This window comes from Streptomyces radicis (assembly GCF_003626575.1).
Lineage (GTDB): Bacteria > Actinomycetota > Actinomycetes > Streptomycetales > Streptomycetaceae > Streptomyces > Streptomyces radicis.
The window spans coordinates 40,579-56,639 of record NZ_RBDY01000025.1; the positions used below are offsets into that span (position 1 = coordinate 40,579).

Sequence of the window (16,061 nt, forward strand, 5' to 3'; positions counted from 1 at the left end):
GGGCGCCATCGTCCCCCCGCAGTCAATCGCGGAAACGAGAATGAGACAACGTGAGGATCGTTCCCCTGATCCCTTGCTCTCTTGTTGAACAATCCCTAGCTTGAGGGAAGGCGGCCCCGCCGCCCGGCACGGCACACCCGCGGCACTGCAAGGCACGGCACAGCACCCGACTCATCCGAACCCGATCGCGGTTCTCGCTTCCGTGAGGTGCACATGAGCTCGCACGCAACGCCCACCGCCCCGCCAGGACATGGCCCATCCCACCCCGGATCCGGCCCCGAAGAGGCGGGGGAGACCGGCTCGTTCGCCTGGTTCCGCTCCCTCGGCCCCCGCGGCCGCCGCGCCTTCGCCGGCGCGTTCGGCGGCTACGGCCTCGACTCCTACGACTTCTTCACGCTCCCGCTGAGCATGGTCGCCATCGAGGCGTACTTCCTCCTGAACTCGGGCCAGACCGGCCTGCTGACCACGGTCACGCTCCTGTTCTCCGCGCTCGGCGGCGCCGCCGCAGGAGTGCTCGCCGACCGCATCGGCCGGGTCAAGGCGCTGATGATCACCGTCGTCACCTACGCGTTCTTCACCCTGCTGTGCGGACTCGCCCCCACCTACGAGCTGCTGCTGGTCTTCCGCGCGCTCCAGGGCCTCGGCTTCGGCGGCGAGTGGGCGGTCGGCGCCGTCCTGGTCGCCGAGTACGCGAGCGACCGGCACCGCGGCCGCACCCTCGCCTGGATCCAGAGCTCATGGGCGGTCGGCTGGGGCCTCGCCGTGCTCGTCAACACCGTGATCTTCTCGGTCTTCCCCGAGGAGACGGCCTGGCGCGTGATGTTCTTCACCGGCGCGCTCCCCGCCCTGCTCGTCCTCTACGTCCGCCGCAGCGTCACCGACGCCCCCGCGGCCACCGAGCGCCGCCTGCGCAGCGCCGAACGCGGCTCGCTGCGGGCCATCTTCCGCGGCCCGCTGCTGCGCCCCACCCTGTTCGCGGTCCTGCTCTCCACCGGCGTCCAGGGCGGCTACTACACGCTCGCCACGTGGGTGCCCTCCTACCTGCGCGACGAGCGCGGCCTCTCGGTCGTGAACACCGGCGGCTATCTCACGTTCCTCATCTCCGGCGCCTTCGCCGGCTACCTCACCGGCGGCTACCTCACCGACCGGCTCGGCAGGCGGCACAACATCGCGCTGTTCGCCGTGCTCTCCGCCGTCTCCATCGGCGCCTACAGCGCCGTCCCCGAGGGCGCCAACACCCTGGTCATGGTGCTCGGCCTGCCGCTCGGCTTCTGCTCGTCGGCCATCTTCAGCTCGTTCGGCTCCCTGCTGGCCGAGCTCTACCCCACGGCCCTGCGCGGCACAGGACAGGGCTTCACCTACAACACGGGACGGGCCATCGGCGCCGTCTTCCCCACCACCGTCGGCTTCATGGCCGACCGGCTCGGCGTCGGCGGCGCGCTGGTCTTCGGCGCGGCCGCCTACGCCCTCGCCCTGCTGGCCCTGCTCGGCCTGCCCGAGACGAAAGGACGTGCCCTGTGACCCCGCAAGGACCCGCCGCCCCCGCCGCAGCCGCGGGACCCCGGGGACCCCGGGGACCCGCCGAGCTCCGCGCCCTCTTCCGCGCCGGGCACGCCGCCCCCACCTCCGGTCTGGCCCCGGGCCGCACCCAGGCGAACCTCATCGCCGTGCCCGCCGACTGGGCGCGGGACGTCGAGGAGTTCTGCGCGCGCAACCCCCAGCCCTGCCCGGTCCTCGACACCACCCCGGCCGGATCCTGGACGACGGGGCTCGCCCCCGGCGCCGACCTCCGCACCGACCTGCCGCGCTACCGCGTGTGGGAGAACGGCGTCCTCGTCGACGAGCCAGGGGACGCGGCCGCGCACTGGCGGGACGACCTGGTGACGTTCCTCATCGGGTGCGGCTTCACCTTCGAAACGGCCCTGGCCCTGGCGGGCGTTCCGCTGCGCCACACCGAACAGGGCCGCAACGTCCCCATGTATGTCACCAACCGCGCCTGCCGCCCCGCAGGGCGGCTCAGCGGCCCCCTGGTCGTCTCGATGCGGCCCGTGCCCGCGCCCCTGGTGCGCAGGGCGCGCCTGATCAGCGCCAGGATGCCGGGGACGCACGGCGGCCCGGTCCACACGGGCGACCCGATGGCCCTGGGCATCAGGTCCCTCGACCGGCCCGACTTCGGCGAGGCCGTCACCCGCGAGCCGGACGACGTCCCGGTCTTCTGGGCCTGCGGCGTCACGGCGCAGGCCGCGCTGATGGCATCGCGCCCACCGTTCGCGATCACCCACGCGCCGGGCTATATGTTCATCACCGACGCGCGGGACAAGGAGTTTCAGGTCGCATGTGGAGCACAGGGAGAGCGTCGATCGATCTCAACGCCGATCTCGGCGAGGGGTTCGGACGGTGGCGGCTGACCGACGACGACGCGCTGCTGTCCGTCGTGACCAGCGCCAACGTGGCGTGCGGATACCACGCGGGCGACGCCTCCACCATGCGCGGGGTCTGCGCCATGGCCGCCGAGCGCGGGGTGGCCATCGGGGCGCAGGTCTCCTACCGGGACCTGGCGGGTTTCGGCCGCCGGGCGATGGACATCGAGCCGGGCGATCTCGCGGCCGACGTGGCCTACCAGATCGGCGCCCTCGAGGTCTTCGCCCGCGCGGCCGGGTCCCGCGTCTCCTACGTCAAGCCGCACGGCGCCCTCTACAACCGCGTCGTCACCGACGAGGCGCAGGCCGAGGCCGTGGCCGAGGGCGTCGCGCTCGCCGGGGCCCGGCTGCCCGTGCTGGGCCTGCCGGGCTCGGCGCTGCACCGGGCCGCCGCGGCGGCGGGCCTTCCGGTGGTGGGCGAGGCGTTCGCCGACCGCGCCTACACCGAGGACGGCGCGCTGGTGCCGAGGCGCGAGCCCGGCGCCGTGATCGCCGACCCCGACGCGGTCGTGCGGCGCTCGGTCGGGATCGCCACGGAGGGCCGGGTGACCACCCACAGGGGCGGCACCCTCGCCGTCAGGGCCCGTTCGCTGTGCGTGCACGGCGACACCGAGGGCGCCGCCGCGCTCGCCCGCAGGGTCCGCGAGGGCCTCGCGGCCGCGGGGGTCGCCGTGGAGCCCTTCGCATGAGGGCCATCCCCGTGGGCGACCAGGCGCTGCTCGTGGAACTCCCGGACGGCGACGCCGCGTTGGCCCTGCACGCCGAGCTGCTGCGGCGCCGCGACGCGGGGGCGCTCGGGCCCGTGACCGACATCGTGCCCGCCGCCCGCACCGTGCTCATCGACGGCGTCGCCGACCCGGCGCGCCTCGCCGCGGCGCTCCCCACGTGGGACGTCCCGCCCACCACGCCCGAGGCGGGCGACACCGTCACCCTGCCGGTCCGCTACACCGGGCCCGACCTCGCCGAGGTTGCGCACCACTGGGGTGTGACGCCCGGGGAGGTGGCGGGGATCCACGCGGGAACGGCGTTCCGCGTGGCGTTCTGCGGCTTCGCGCCGGGGTTCGGCTACCTCACGGGCCTGCCGGAACGCTACGCCGTGCCGCGCAGGGCCACCCCGAGGACCCGCGTCCCGGTCGGCTCCGTCGCCCTCGCCGGGCCCTACACGGGCGTCTATCCGCAGGCCTCGCCCGGCGGTTGGCAGCTCATCGGCACCACGGACGCCGTGCTGTGGGATCCGGAACGCGCCCCCGCCGCGCTCCTCACGCCCGGCACGCGCGTCCGCTTCGTCCCCGAGCCCGCCCCCGAGCCCGCCCCCGAGTCCGCCGCATGAGCGCGCGCCCCACCCTCACGGTCGTGGCCCCCGGGCCGCTGACCACCGTTCAGGACCTCGGGCGGCCCGGGCTCGCGCACCTCGGCGTGCCGCGTTCGGGAGCGCTCGACCGGCCCGCGCACCTGCTGGCCAACCGCCTCGTGGGCAACGCGCCCACCGCCGCCACCCTGGAGACCACGCTCGGCGGCTGCGCGGTCCGCCCGAGCCGCGCCGTCACCGCCGCGGTGACCGGGGCGTTCTGCGCCGTCACCGTCGACGGGGCGCCCGCGCCCTGGGGCGCGCCGGTGCGCGTGCCCGCGGGGGCCGTGCTCGCCATCGGGCCCGCGGGGAGCGGGGTGCGCTGCCATGTGGCGTTCGCCGGGGGCGTCGCCGTCGACCCGGTGCTCGGCAGCCGCGCTACCGACCTGCTCTCGGGCCTCGGCCCCCCGCCGCTGGCCGAGGGCGCGGAGCTCCCCCTGGGCGCCCCGGGGCCGCGCCCCGCGCCCGCCGACGCCATCCCGCACCCGGCGCCCCCCGCCACCCTGGTGCTGCGCGTGCGCCCCGGGCCGCGCGACGACTGGTTCGCGCCGGGGGCGCTCGCCACCCTGGCCGGTGCCCGCTACCGGGTCTCGCCCGCCGCCAACCGCATCGGCCTGCGCACCGAGGGCCCGCCGCTCGACCGGGCCAGGGACGGCGAGCTGCCGAGCGAGGGCATGGTGCTCGGCGCCGTCCAGGTGCCGCCCGACGGCCTGCCCGTGGTGTTCCTGGCCGACCACCCGCCCACCGGCGGCTACCCCGTGATCGGCGTGGTGGCCGAGCCCGACCTCGCCGCGGCGGCCCAGGCCAGGCCGGGCACCCCGGTGCGGTTCCTGGTGCGCGGCGGGGCGATCCACCGCACGGCGCCAGGGCGTTGACGCCGGTGTCCGCACCGCCGTTGACGCCGTACCGCCCGTGGCCCAGGATGCGGGGATGGCCTATGACGCCGACGTCATCGTGATCGGGGCCGGGCTCGCCGGCCTGACCGCCACCGCCGAGCTGGCCGACGCCGGGCGCAAGGTGATCCTGCTCGACCAGGAGCCCGAGGCGTCCATCGGCGGGCAGGCGCACTGGTCGTTCGGCGGCCTCTTCCTGGTCGGCTCGCCCGAGCAGCGGCGGCTGCGGGTACGCGACAGCCGGGACCTGGCGTGGCAGGACTGGCTGGGCACCGCCGGGTTCGACAGGCCCGAGGACCACTGGCCGCGCCGCTGGGCCGAGGCATACGTCGACTTCGCCGCGGGGGAGAAGCGGGCGTGGCTGCGCGGCCACGGCATCCGGTTCTTCCCCGTCGTCGGCTGGGCCGAGCGCGGCGGCCACGCGGCGGGCGGCCACGGGAACTCCGTGCCCCGCTTCCACATCACCTGGGGAACGGGCCCCGGCGTCGTCGAGCCGTTCGAACGCCGCGTGCGCGCCGCGGCCGAACGCGGCCTGGTCGACCTGCGGTTCCGCCACCGCGTGACCGGGCTCGGGCGCAGCGCGGGCGCGCTCGACACCGTCACGGGCGAGGTGCTCGCGCCGAGCGCCGCGCGGCGCGGCACGGCGAGCAGCCGCGAGGTGATCGGCCTGTTCGAGCTGCGCGCCCAGGCCGTGATCGTCACCTCGGGCGGCATCGGCGGCAACCACGACCTGGTCCGCGAGCACTGGCCGGAACGCCTCGGCACGCCCCCCGCCCACCTGCTGAGCGGCGTTCCCGCGCACGTGGACGGGCGGTTGCTCGGGATCGCCGAACGCGCCGGCGCGCGGCTGATCAACCGCGACCGGATGTGGCACTACACCGAGGGCATCACCAACTGGGACCCCATCTGGTCCCGGCACGGCATCCGGATCCTGCCGGGGCCCTCGTCGCTGTGGCTCGACGCCACGGGGCGGCGGCTCCCCGTGCCGCTCTTCCCCGGCTTCGACACGCTCGGCACGCTCGAGCACATCGCGCGCGGCGGGCACGGGCACACGTGGTTCGTGCTCACCTGGAAGATCATCGAGAAGGAGTTCGCGCTCTCGGGATCCGAGCAGAACCCCGACCTCACGGGGCGCAGCGTGCGCGGCGTGCTCGGCCGCGCCCGCTCGGGGGCGCCGGGTCCCGTGCGGGCGTTCATGGAGCACGGCCCCGACTTCGTGGTGGAGCACGACCTCGGCGCGCTCGTGAAGGGGATGAACGAGCTGACCGGCGAGCGGCTGATCGACGAGCGCGCCCTGCGCCGCGACATCGAGGCGCGCGACCGCGAGGTGGGCCACCGTTTCACCAAGGACCTCCAGCTCACGGCCGTGCGCGGGGCGCGCGCCTACCTCGGGGACCGGCTGGTCCGCGTCGCGGCGCCGCACCGCTTCCTCGACCCGGACGCGGGGCCGCTGATCGCCGTGCGGCTGCACATCCTGACCCGCAAGACGCTGGGCGGCCTGGAGACGGACCTCTCGGGGCGCGTGCTCGCCGAGGGCGGCGAGCCGGTGCCTGGGCTCTACGCGGCGGGCGAGGCGGCGGGCTTCGGCGGCGGCGGGATGCACGGCTACCGCTCGCTCGAGGGCACCTTCCTCGGCGGGTGCCTCTTCTCGGGCCGAACGGCGGGACGCGCCGCGGCCCGGGCGCTCTGAGGTCCCGTCACACGCCGGTTTCCCCGCCGAGGCCATGGCCGGACATCCGCGTCGACCGGACGGCCGCGTCGCGGTCGCGCGGAACCGGAGCGCCTTCCCCGCCGTCCCCACGGGTGATGAACATCCGACGAAACGCGGTGACGACCGTTCTCCTGCTACTGCTCGCCCAGTTCGCGGCGGTGGCCTGGCCCGCCTACGCGTGCGGCTGCGGCGGCATGGTGACCGACCCCGATGACACGATCGCCGTCGAGCGGGAGACCTCGGTGGTGACCTGGGACGGCACCACCGAGCGGATCGTCATGAGCCTCACGGTGGGCGGGGACGCCACCGAGGCGGCCTGGATCATGCCGGTGCCCCACCGCGCCGAGGTGGCGCTCGGCGAGCGGGAGCTGTTCGACGACCTGCGCGCCGCGACCGCGCCCGAGCAGCGCACCCGGCACTACTTCTGGCCGCGCGAGGGCGACTGGCCGCGGGGCGACGGCGACGACGAGGGCGACACGGCGGGCGCGCCGCCGATGGACGGCGCCCCGCCGGTGGACGTCATCAGCCGCGACCGGCTCGGCCCGTTCGACGTGGCGCGGCTCGCGGCCACCGACCCGGGCGCGCTCGACGCCTGGCTCGGCGAGAACGGCTTCACCCTCCCCGACGACCTGGCGGCCGGTCTCGCGCCCTATGTCGAGCAGGGCTGGGAGTATGTCGCGATCCGCCTTGCCCCCTCGGCCGATGAAGGCGAGGGCGGCGAGGGCGGCGAGGGCGGCGACGGGGACGGCGCCGAACCGGCCGTGCTGGGCGGCACGTTGGACCCCATCTCGCTCACCTTCGCCGCCGACGAGCCCGTCTACCCGATGCGGCTCTCGGCCAACGCCGACACCGAGCAGTCGCTCACGCTCTATGTCCTGGGCCCCGGCCGCATGGAGCCCGAGGACGCCATCGGCGGCTCGCCGCCCGAGGTGACCTTCGCCGCACGGCTCCCGGTCGACGAGCAGCCCGAGGGCCCGCTGCGCGACCTCGCGGCGGGCGACACCTTCCTCACGGTCGTCGAACAGTCGTTTCCCGAACCCTCGGCGATCAACGGCGATCACACGCTGAGCCGTTCCGCTCAGGACACCGAGGTCCGACCGGTCGAGTACGAGGATGAGCTGCTCACCTGGGCGGGCGTCCCCGCGTGGCTCGTCACCGTGCTCGGCGCCGCGCTCCTGCTGGGCGCGGGCGGCGGGCTCGGCGTCCACCGCGTCAGGCGCCACCGGCGCACGGCGCGGCTGCTCGGGGTCCACAGGCCCTGACCGCCGACGCCCGCCACGCCCGTCAAATCGTTTGCGGCGCCGGGAAGATCACGCCTACGGTCACACGCGTGAACGACGACTGGCTGCGGCGCAACCGCGAGAACTGGGACGATCGCGTGCCCGTGCACGCCGCGAGCGACTTCTACGACCTCGCGGGATTCCGCGCGGGAGCCGACACGCTGCGGCCCTTCGAGATCGACGAGCTGGGTGATGTGACGGGCCGGAGCCTGCTCCATCTCCAGTGCCACATGGGCCAGGACACCCTCTCCTGGGCGCGCCGCGGCGCGCGCGTCACGGGTCTCGACTTCTCCGCGCCCGCCGTGGAGACCGCGCGGGGCCTGGCGGCGGACATCGGGCTCGCCGACCGCGCGCGTTTCGTGGTCGCGGACGTCCACGACGCCGCGGAGGCGCTGGGCGGCGAGCGGTTCGACATCGTCTACACCGGCATCGGCGCCCTGGTGTGGCTGCCCGACGTGGAGCGCTGGGCGCGGGTCGCCGCGTCGTCGGTGGCCGAGGGCGGGATGCTCTACCTCGCGGAGTTCCACCCGTTCACCGAGGTGCTCGGCGACGAGGGCACCGCGGTCGTGCGGGACTACTTCTTCACCGAGGGCGAGAGGTTCGACCACCCGCACTCCTACACGGGCGACGGCGAGCTGGCCCACACGGCGCAGGTGCAGTGGCACCACACGCTGGGCGAGATCGTCACGGCCCTGGCGCGGGCCGGTCTGGTGATCGAGCTGTTGAACGAGCACGACTACACGCTCTGGGCGCGCTTCCCGCACCTGGAGCAGACGCCGGGGCGGCCGGGTTATCGCCACCCGGCCGGGCGGCCGCGCGTCCCGCTGATGTTCTCGATCCGCGCGCGCCGCCCGGCGTGAGCCTCAGCGCTCCGCGGGTTTGGGCTTCTCGGTGACGACGACGTCCACGCCGACATCGGTGTCGCCGTTGCCCGGGCCGATGCGCAGCTCGAAGTCGCCGTTGTACCGCTCGTGACCGGCGATGACCGCCATCTCGACGGCCTCCTCGCCCCGTTCACCGCGCAGGATGAGCGGATCCTGGCGCAGGTCGCGCATCAACGCCGCACACAGCCCGATCATCACGAGCGTGAACGGCACGGCCGCCAGAATGGTCAAATTCTGCAAGCCGTCCAACGCGTTCGATCCCTCGTCGCTCATCAGCAGCATGATCGCCGCGACCGCTCCGGTCAGAACGCCCCAGAAGATGACCAGGATCCGGCTGGGTTCGAGCGTGCCGCGCTGCGACAGCGTGCCCATGACGATCGACGCCGCGTCGGCGCCCGAGACGAAGAAGATGCCCACCAGGACCATCACGAGGATCGACGTCAGGGTGGCCAGCGGGTAGTCGCGCAGCACCGCGAACAACTGCCCCTCGGGCGTGGCCTCGTCGGTGATCCGCGCGCCCTCCTGTTCGAGGCGCATCCCGGTCCCGCCGAAGATCGCGAACCAGATCAGGCTGACCGTGCTCGGCACCAGGATCACGCCGCCCACGAACTGCCGGATCGTGCGCCCCCGGCTGATGCGGGCGATGAACATGCCGACGAACGGCGTCCACGAGATCCACCACGCCCAGTAGAAGACCGTCCAGCCCGAGAGCCAGCCCGCGATGTCCTCGCCGCCGCTCGCCTCGGTGCGCGCGGCCATCCCCGGCAGCTCGCCGACGAAGGAGCCGACCGACGTCGGCAGCAGGTCGAGGATCAGCACGGTGGGCCCGACGACGAACAGGAAGAGCGCGAGCGCCCCCGCGAGCACCATGTTGGTGTTGGACAGCCACTGGATGCCCTTGGCGATCCCGGACACCGCCGACAGCACGAATGCCAGGGTCAGGGCCGCGATGATCAGCACGAGCAGCGTGTCGCTCGTCTCGTCCAGCCAGTCGAGCTCCATGAAGCCGCTGCCGATCTGGAGCGCGCCGAGGCCGAGCGAGGCGGCCGAGCCGAAGAGGGTGGCGATGATGGCCAGGATGTCTATGATCCGCCCCGGCGTGCCGTTGGCCCGCTTCTCGCCGATCAACGGTGTGAACACCGCGCTGATCGTCTGCCTGCGCCGCCGCCTGAACGTGCTGTAGGCGATCGCCATGCCCGCCACCGCGTAGATGGCCCAGGGGTGCACGGTCCAGTGGAAGAGCGTGGTCGCCATCGCGATCGACATCGACTCGCCCGCGTCCGCGGGTTCGGCGCCGGGCGGCGGGGAGACGAAGTGCGTCAACGGCTCGTTGACCCCGAAGAACATCAGCCCGATGCCCATGCCCGCGCTGAACATCATCGCGATCCACGAGATCGTCCTGAACTCCGGCTCCTCGCCCTCCCTGCCCAGCGTGATCCGCCCGTAGCGGCTGATCGCGAGCCACAGCGCGAACACCACGAATCCCGAGGCGATCAGCACGAAGCCCCAGCCGCCGTTCTCGATCACGGCGTTCAGCATGTCGCCTGTGGCGTCCGCGAGTGACCCCGAGGACACCGCGCCCCAGAGCACGAACGCCAACGTCACCACCGCGGCGACTCCGAAGACGATCGGATCCGTTCGAGATCTGATCAGTGACGGCCCTCTGCTGCCCACGCTCGCCCCTTCAGAGCCCCGTTTCTCGCCTGGCACGCTTGCCTGCCTTTCGTTCAAGCCCTGGACGGGGTCGGTCACCCGCCGGGCCGCCTTTCACGTGGGCGGGCGGCTACCCCGGATCTCGCTGACCATGCGTGCCGATCTCGATCAAGGGCGGACATGTCACCCCTGGTGAGCGCGGAGCTCCACACCGTGGTCGCGGGTGCTCGGCAAATCGCCCGAGAGACGGGCAAAGAACCCGCCCGCGTTCAGGTCTCGAACACGCAACGAGGCTTCTCTCCCACGTCGCCGGTGCGGCTCCGGTTGCCGACTGATCCTTGAGATCGCGCCGCACGATCGCCGTTGACGCGGCCCCGTGCCCCGCGCTGATCCCGCCGCGGCGCGCCCTCCGCGGTCCTCAGCCGCGGTAGCGGCGGGACGCGTGCCGCGTCGTCCGCCGCGCGCAGCGCTAGCGGCAGATCACCTCGTCGCGGGGGACATAGCTCGTGGCGAACGTCTCGCGGCCCGCCTCGGCGCCGCCGTCGACGAACACCCGGTCCACCTCGATGTCGAAGCCCTCGAGCGGCGGCTGCGGCACGCAGTCCTCGCCCTCGCCCTCGCGGCGCTCCGGCTCCGTCACGTTCTCCCTGGGGCCCTCCTCGGCCCTGACCTCGTCGTACCGCTTGGTGCCGAGGAACGTCACGGTCACCGACGTGTCCGTCGCGCTGGCCAGGACGTAGATCGCGTTCCCCGAGTCGTTGAGGAAGCTCAGGTCGAGGCTGCCCCAGGCCACCGTGGCCTCGCGCCCCGCCGGGTACCGCTCGATGTAGAACGAGTGCGCGCCGTACTCCACGGGGTCGACGCCCGCGAAGAAGATGGCGTTGAACATCGTGGTGGCCACGGCCGAGACGCCGCCGCCCTGCGCCTGCTGGTACTGGTCGTCCAGGATGATGACGCCCTCGACGAACCCGTTCTCCTCGGTGCGCTCGCCGACGGTCTCGTTGAAGCTCCAGCTCTCGTCGGGCAGCACGAGCGAGCCGTTGATCAGCTCGGCGGCCCTGCCGATGTTGGTGGTGCGGTAGGGGGCGGGGTCGAAGTTCACGGTGAACGACGACATCTCCTCCACGAGCCCCAGGTCCCGGTAGGTGTCCGCGCTCAGCGTCGGCTCCACCTCCTCGGTGTCCACCGGGGCCGTGCGCGCCGCGTCGCCCACGCCGGTGAGCAGGGGCATCACGATCTCGCCCAGGGAGTCGGTGACCACGCGCGTGCCGGAGGAGCCGCCCGAGGCCACGACCTGGCCGCCGGACAGCGAGAGCGTGGCGTCCACGGGCTCCACCTCGGCGGCGGCGATCGGCTCGGCCAGCCGCTCGTCCTCCGCGAGCGCCGCCCCGTCGAGCGTGGGCGAGAGGCGGCCCCGGTCGTCGGCGTCGAGCGTCAGATGGTCGCCGACGACGCCTGGCGGGACCGAGATCACCGCGTCGCCCGCCGTCAGCAGCACAGGCGCCGACATCGCGGGATCGGCGAACTCCTCGACGGCGCGCTCGATCTCGTCCTCGTCGACGACGGGCTCGGCCTGCGTCATGGGCAGCTCGACCGGAGCGATGTCACCGCCCGCCCCTGCCCCGCCGTCCTCGCGTCGCAGAAAGCCCTCGCGCAGCAGCTCGACGGACGCCGGGACGTCCAACGCCGTGCCAGCGCGCGGCTCGGTGACGACCACCGTGCCGCTCTCGAACGCGATGGCGCCCTCCTGGACCGCCGTGTCCGACTCATCGGCGAGCGCCGTGAGCGCGGCGCTGCTCGCGTCCTCGTCCTGCACGACCACGGGGTCGATCTCGTCGCCCCCCAGGCCGAACAGCCGCCCGAGGAGGCCGGGTTGATCGGCCCTGTCGACGGTCGCCGCCACGTCGACCGAGAGCCCCGCGTCGGCGGGCCGCACGGCGTGCGGCTCCTCCTCGTCCCCGAGCAGCACCGGGATGTCCCGGTCGAGCGGCAGCTCGGCGGCCAGCCGCTCACGGGCCTGCTCGGGCGAGAGCCCGCCGATGTCCACCCCGCGCACGGTCGTGCCGGGCGCGATCTCCCCGCCGAGCGCGAGCGATCCGACCAGGTAGAGCCCGGCGATCCCCACGGCGACCCCGCCGCCGACCACGGCGGGAACCGGGACGCGGCGCAGGGAGTCGGAGAGCCGGGAGACGCGGCCAGGCCCGGGAATCCGGGGCGGCTCGGCCGGGGGCGGCGGTATGAAGGCCACGGAACTCCCTCGGGGCGGCGCACAAGGCGGCGGACGCCGGAAGCGTAGCAAAGGCCAGCCGGGGCAAGGAAACGCAGGGTTGCCGGATGATCACAAGGGCGGGAGGTGAACGCGCCGTGTCAGGAGGTGATCTCCGCCCATACCGTACAGCCGCCGTGCTCGAAGGAGATGACGCCCCATTGGCTGGCGAGCGCGTCGAGCAGCATCAACCCCCTGCCGTGCTCGGCCCCTGGGTCGGGGCTGCGCGGCTCGGGGCGGGCGGGCCCCGCCCCCTCGTCGGCCACCTCGATGCGCAGCAGCGCCCCGGCGGACTCCAGGCGGCAGATCACCCGGTGACTGTGGGTGTGCAGAAGGGCGTTGGTGAACAGCTCGGAGACGATCAGCTGCGCAGTGTCACGGACCGTGTCCGGCAGCCCCCACTCGTCGGCGCGGCTCCCGATCCGGCCGCGCGCGACGGCGACCGAGGCGGCGAGCGCCGGGAGCTCGAATCTCTCGCCCCGCTTCTCCGAACGTGGCCCGACCGGGGCGGGGAACGGGAGCGGCGTCGTGCCGTGAAGTGAGGACACGGTCCTGGTCGCCTTCCGTGGTGCCGAGACAGTCGTGAGCTGAGTCACGTGTTAACTATGCGCATCCATGGGCGCATTGCGCAAGGGGAGTTCTGCGATTCGCAGAAAGCGAAGCGACGTCTGTCGATGCCACTACCGGGTGTGGCAAACTTCTCCCTGGCGTCGGTAGCGGCGAAGTCAGCAGAAGTGAAGTCAGCGGTGCGGGAGGCGACGTGGCAGAGGCGCGGTCGGGGCCGACCGTCGGGCAGATCGTTCTCGGGCTCCGGCTGAGGGATCTGCGCGAGCGCGTCGGCTGCTCCTTCGCCGACGCCGCCAAGGCGCTGAGCGTCAACACCACCACGGTACGCCGCATGGAGAAGGCCGAGGTCGGCCTCAAACCTCTGTACGTCAAGGCCCTGTTGGAGCGCTACGGTGTGCCGCCGGTGGAGGCTGAATCGTTCCTTCGCCTGGTCGACGAGGCCAACAGGCCGGGCTGGTGGCACCGTTTCCGCGATGTGCTGCCCGACTGGTTCTCCCTGTATGTGAGTCTCGAGGGCGAGGCCAGACTCATCAGGGCCTACGAGCCCCACTGCGTTCCCGGTCTGCTCCAGACCGAGGACTACGCGCGCGTCCTGTTCATGACCGGCTTCCCCGGCGCCTCCCAGAAGGAGATCGAACGCCGGGTCGCCCTGCGCATGGAACGCCAGGAGCTCCTGTCCCGGTCACGGGCCCCGCTGCTGTGGGCCGTGATCGAGGAGCAGGTGCTGCGCCGCCGTGTCGGACCGCCCTCCGTCATGCGCGCGCAGATCGACCGGCTGATCGAGGCGACGTCGATGCCCAATGTCACGTTGCAGATCATGCCGTTCAGTGCCGGTCCGCATCCCGGCATGTTCGGGCCGTTCCAGCTCTTCCGGTTCGAGATCCCGGAGCTGCCCGACATCATCTACGCCGAGAGCTTGACCGGCGCGGTCTACCACGACGAGCGGCCGGACACGGTCGCCTACCTCGAAGTGCTGGACCGCATGGGTGCGCAGGCCGCACCGGTTCACGACACCGAGGCGATCCTCGGTGCGATTCGCAAGGAGCTCTGACCGCATGAGTGACCACCCGCGTCGTACGACTCACACCATAGGACCCATATACAACGGCATGCCCGCCCGCGAACTGGGCAGCGAGGGATGGAGCAAGCCGTGGAGCGGCACCAATGGCGGGAACTGTGTCGAGGCGCTGAAGCTGGCCGACGGACGCGTGGCGCTGCGGCAGTCCACCGACCCGGACGGGCCCGCGCTCATTTACACCCCCCACGAGATCGAGACCTTCATCCGGGGCGCGAAGCGCGGCGAGGCGGACTTCCTCCTCGCCTAGGCCCGCCCGGAGGGCATGACCGGCCGCGGAGCAGCGCACCAGCGCCGCTCAGCGGCCTTTCTCATGCCCGTTCTCATGCCCGCTTCCGGCCGCCGCCCGTGCCGGTCTTGAGGGCCGTCTCCTTGATGAACAGCGTGAACACCAGCGCCAGCAGCGCGCACGGCGCCGCGTAGAGGAAGATGTCGGCGACCCCGTGCCCGTACGCGCCCTCGATGACCGTGCGCAACGGCCCTGGCAGCGCGTCCACATCGGGGATGCCGCCCCCGTCGCCGATCGCGGCCGAGCCCTCGGCCCCCGCGCCGAGGCGGTGCAGGCCGTCCTCGGTGTAGCCGGTGACGCGGGTGGCGAGCACCGCGCCGAGCACCGAGACGCCGATCGCGCCGCCGAAGGACCGGAAGAACGTCACCACCGAGCTGGCCACGCCCAGGTCCTCCTGCCGCACCTGGTTCTGGGTGGCGAGCACGAGGTTCTGCAACAGCATCCCCAGGCCGAGGCCCAGGAGCGCCATGAACGCCGCGACCCGCGCGTAGGGCGTGTCGTACCGCATCGTGCCGAGCAGGCCGAGGCCCGCCGTGGTCAGCACGCCGCCGGTCACCAGCCAGTGCTTCCACCGGCCCGTGCGCGTGATGAGCTGCCCGGAGAGGGTGGAGGAGACGAACAGGCCCATGATCAACGGGATGGTCATGACGCCCGACATCGTCGCGCTCTCGCCGCGCGCCAGCTGGAAGTACTGGCTGAAGAAGACCGATCCGCTGAACATCGCGATGCCCACGAACAGCGACGCCACCGACGTGAGCGTGATCGTCTTGTCGCGGAAGAGGCGCAGCGGGATGATCGGGTCGCTCGCCTTCGACTCGACGAGCACGAACAGTGCGCCCAGCGCCACCGAGCAGCCGACCATCAGCGCGCTCTGCCACGAGAGCCAGGCGTAGCTGTCGCCCGCGAGGGTCACCCATATCAGCAGGAGCGAGACCGACGCGCTCATCAAGAGCGCGCCCGCCCAGTCGATGCGCACCTCGCGCCGCGCCAGCGGTAGCCGCAGCGTCCGCCCGAGCACGACGAGGGCCGCCAGGGCGACGGGCACGCCGATGTAGAAGCACCAGCGCCAGCCGAGCCCCGGGGTGTCGGTGATGACGCCGCCGATCAACGGCCCTCCCACGGTGGCCACCGCGAACGTCGCGCCGAGGTAGCCGCTGTACCGGCCGCGTTCCCGCGGAGGGATCATCGCGGCCAGGATGATCTGGGAAAGGCCCATCAGGCCGCCCACGCCCAGGCCCTGGACGACGCGGACGGCGATCAGCATCTCAGGGCTCTGCGACAGGCCCGCGACGAGCGAGCCGCCGACGAAGATCAGCAGCGAGACCTGGATGAGCAGCTTCTTGCTGAAGAGGTCGGCCAGCTTCCCCCACAGGGGCATCGAGACCGTCATCGACAGCAGCGTTCCGGTGACGACCCAGGTGAACGCGGTCTGGCCGCCGCCGAGGTCGCCGATGATCTGGGGGAGGGCGTTGGTGACGATGGTGGACGACAGGATCGCGGCGAACATGCCGAGCAGCAGCCCCGAGAGGGCGCGCATGATCTCCGGGTGCGTCATCGCGACGGCGCCCTGGTCCGGGGGAGCCGTGGTGGGGGGTGTGGGGGTGGGCGTCGTCGGTTCCGCACTGTGCGTGGTCAAGCGGGCTCCCTGGGGTGGTATCCGCTAGCGACCATACGA

13 protein-coding genes and 1 pseudogene are annotated in these 16,061 nt (G+C 72.9%); 10 read left to right on the forward strand and 4 right to left on the reverse strand.

Annotated elements, in window-relative coordinates; genetic code table 11:
- The first annotated feature begins 213 nt into the window (after positions 1–213).
- The 8 genes and pseudogenes from D7318_RS34155 (at position 214) to D7318_RS24830 (ending at position 8,512) form a co-directional block, all read left to right on the forward strand.
- Entirely contained in the window at positions 214–1,521 is a 1,308-nt protein-coding gene (locus D7318_RS34155; protein WP_120699420.1) for an MFS transporter, read from the forward strand.
- A pseudogene (locus tag D7318_RS34160) lies at positions 1,518–2,336 on the forward strand (putative hydro-lyase); the annotation flags it as partial. The gene D7318_RS34155 and the pseudogene D7318_RS34160, both read left to right, overlap by 4 nt.
- Entirely contained in the window at positions 2,336–3,109 is a 774-nt protein-coding gene (locus D7318_RS24805) for a LamB/YcsF family protein (RefSeq protein ID WP_120699422.1), read from the forward strand. The pseudogene D7318_RS34160 and the gene D7318_RS24805, both read left to right, overlap by 1 nt.
- Entirely contained in the window at positions 3,106–3,750 is a 645-nt protein-coding gene (locus D7318_RS24810; protein WP_120699423.1) for a 5-oxoprolinase subunit B family protein, read from the forward strand. Before D7318_RS24805 ends, D7318_RS24810 begins: the two co-directional genes overlap by 4 nt.
- A complete protein-coding gene (locus tag D7318_RS24815; RefSeq protein WP_120699424.1) occupies positions 3,747–4,643 on the forward strand; it encodes a 5-oxoprolinase subunit C family protein in 897 nt (298 codons plus the stop codon). Before D7318_RS24810 ends, D7318_RS24815 begins: the two co-directional genes overlap by 4 nt.
- A 55-nt stretch (positions 4,644–4,698) precedes the next feature.
- Positions 4,699–6,351 (forward strand): FAD-binding dehydrogenase, encoded by a 1,653-nt coding sequence (locus D7318_RS24820; RefSeq protein ID WP_120699425.1) that lies wholly within the window; start codon positions 4,699–4,701, stop codon positions 6,349–6,351.
- A 116-nt stretch (positions 6,352–6,467) separates the two neighbouring features.
- Positions 6,468–7,634: a DUF2330 domain-containing protein gene (locus D7318_RS24825; RefSeq protein ID WP_183091591.1), complete on the forward strand. Its 1,167-nt coding sequence runs from the start codon at positions 6,468–6,470 to the stop codon at positions 7,632–7,634.
- Positions 7,635–7,702: 68 nt separating this feature from the next.
- Positions 7,703–8,512, forward strand: a complete 810-nt coding sequence (locus D7318_RS24830) for a class I SAM-dependent methyltransferase (RefSeq protein WP_120699426.1) — start codon at positions 7,703–7,705, stop codon at positions 8,510–8,512.
- 3 nt (positions 8,513–8,515) lie between these two features.
- On the opposite strand, the gene D7318_RS24835 is transcribed toward D7318_RS24830, so the two are convergent.
- The 3 genes from D7318_RS24835 to D7318_RS24845 form a co-directional block, all read right to left on the reverse strand.
- On the reverse strand, positions 8,516–10,210 hold the full coding sequence (locus D7318_RS24835) for a BCCT family transporter (RefSeq protein ID WP_230424052.1): 1,695 nt from the start codon (positions 10,208–10,210) through the stop codon (positions 8,516–8,518).
- 448 nt (positions 10,211–10,658) lie between these two features.
- Complete coding sequence (locus D7318_RS24840; RefSeq protein ID WP_120699427.1) at positions 10,659–12,437, reverse strand: VanW family protein; 1,779 nt, start codon at positions 12,435–12,437, stop codon at positions 10,659–10,661.
- 119 nt (positions 12,438–12,556) lie between these two features.
- The gene (locus tag D7318_RS24845; protein ID WP_183091592.1) at positions 12,557–13,003 is read right to left on the reverse strand and encodes an ATP-binding protein; all 447 of its coding nucleotides are present in this window, start codon (positions 13,001–13,003) and stop codon (positions 12,557–12,559) included.
- 212 nt (positions 13,004–13,215) lie between these two features.
- On the opposite strand from D7318_RS24845, the gene D7318_RS24850 reads away from it, so the two are divergent.
- Together D7318_RS24850 and D7318_RS24855 are read left to right on the forward strand one after the other, a co-directional pair.
- Positions 13,216–14,073, forward strand: a complete 858-nt coding sequence (locus D7318_RS24850; protein ID WP_120699429.1) for a helix-turn-helix domain-containing protein — start codon at positions 13,216–13,218, stop codon at positions 14,071–14,073.
- A gap of 4 nt (positions 14,074–14,077) precedes the next feature.
- On the forward strand, positions 14,078–14,347 hold the full coding sequence (locus tag D7318_RS24855) for a DUF397 domain-containing protein (protein ID WP_120699430.1): 270 nt from the start codon (positions 14,078–14,080) through the stop codon (positions 14,345–14,347).
- 73 nt (positions 14,348–14,420) lie between these two features.
- Here the strand turns inward: D7318_RS24855 and D7318_RS24860 are convergent, their stop codons facing one another.
- Positions 14,421–15,941, reverse strand: a complete 1,521-nt coding sequence (locus D7318_RS24860) for an MDR family MFS transporter (protein WP_120699431.1) — start codon at positions 15,939–15,941, stop codon at positions 14,421–14,423.
- Positions 15,942–16,061: the final 120 nt, after the last annotated feature.

Coding starts and splice junctions, on each gene's coding strand:
- D7318_RS34155 (WP_120699420.1), top strand. CDS start 214: ATGAGCTCGCACGCAACGCCCACCGCCCCGCCAGGACATGGCCCATCC.
- D7318_RS24805 (WP_120699422.1), top strand. CDS start 2,336: ATGTGGAGCACAGGGAGAGCGTCGATCGATCTCAACGCCGATCTCGGC.
- D7318_RS24810 (WP_120699423.1), top strand. CDS start 3,106: ATGAGGGCCATCCCCGTGGGCGACCAGGCGCTGCTCGTGGAACTCCCG.
- D7318_RS24815 (WP_120699424.1), top strand. CDS start 3,747: ATGAGCGCGCGCCCCACCCTCACGGTCGTGGCCCCCGGGCCGCTGACC.
- D7318_RS24820 (WP_120699425.1), top strand. CDS start 4,699: ATGGCCTATGACGCCGACGTCATCGTGATCGGGGCCGGGCTCGCCGGC.
- D7318_RS24825 (WP_183091591.1), top strand. CDS start 6,468: ATGAACATCCGACGAAACGCGGTGACGACCGTTCTCCTGCTACTGCTC.
- D7318_RS24855 (WP_120699430.1), top strand. CDS start 14,078: ATGAGTGACCACCCGCGTCGTACGACTCACACCATAGGACCCATATAC.
- D7318_RS24860 (WP_120699431.1), bottom strand. CDS start 15,941: ATGACGCACCCGGAGATCATGCGCGCCCTCTCGGGGCTGCTGCTCGGC.